Raw genomic sequence first — 807 nt, 5'->3', positions numbered from 1 at the left:
TACAGTTGACAAAGAGCCAAAAAGATAACATCTCCTTTCGGAGATGCTATCTTTTTGAGGGCGACTAGAACATCGTGTTCCAATCTCTTTTTGTTAAATTTATAGAATGTTTATCCTATGAATTCTTTCATCAAGGTAATTTCTTACTCTTCTTCCTCGCGTTTTTTCGCGATAAGGAGTCCCCCTGTTGCTGCTGCAAGAAGTGCTAGAGCAAGTGAAGCGCTAGATTGTTCTGTACCAGTATTTGGCAACTCTTTCGCTCCTGCTTTCTTAGCTGGTGTTGTTGTATGTGAGCCTTGTTCAGCAGATGTAACTGCTTTAGCAGCTGGTGCTACTGCATGTGAACCTTGTTCAGCAGATGTAACTGCTTTAGCAGCTGGGATTACAGCTGTGCTGCCATCTGGGAAGGTTACTGTAGTTGTACCATCTTTGCCAACTTTAACATCTGTTGCTGTTGGGTTAGCTTTCTTAACTGCTTCTGCTACCTTAGCTTTTTCTGCTTCAGTCAAGTTGCTTGGATCTACAACTGGTGTTACCGCTGGATCCTTAACTGCGTTATCTGATGATTTCTTAACTGCATCACCTGATGGAATAACGGCTGTGCTACCATCTGGGAAGGTTACTGTGGTTGTACCATCTTTGCCAACTTTAACATCTGTTACTGTTGGGTTAGCTTTCTTAACTGCTTCTGCTACCTTAGCTTTTTCTGCTTCAGTCAAGTTGCTTGGATCTACAACTGGTGTTACCGCTGGGTCCTTAACTGCGTTATCTGATGATTTCTTAACTGCATCACCTGATGGAATAACG

The 807-nt window shown here is 42.6% G+C and carries 1 protein-coding gene; it reads right to left on the bottom strand.

Annotation, left to right across the window (positions count from 1 at the left end):
• Nucleotides 1-143: 143 nt before the first annotated feature.
• The coding region (locus tag HT717_RS09625) for an LPXTG cell wall anchor domain-containing protein (RefSeq protein WP_173305145.1) at nt 144-807 on the bottom strand (664 nt) is incomplete at its 5' end.

This window comes from Streptococcus sp. 959, assembly GCF_013277075.1.
GTDB classification, from domain to species: domain Bacteria; phylum Bacillota; class Bacilli; order Lactobacillales; family Streptococcaceae; genus Streptococcus; species Streptococcus pseudopneumoniae_C.
The sequence above is the reverse complement of the archived record's forward strand: the minus strand, read 5'-3'. Positions and strand labels throughout refer to the sequence as shown.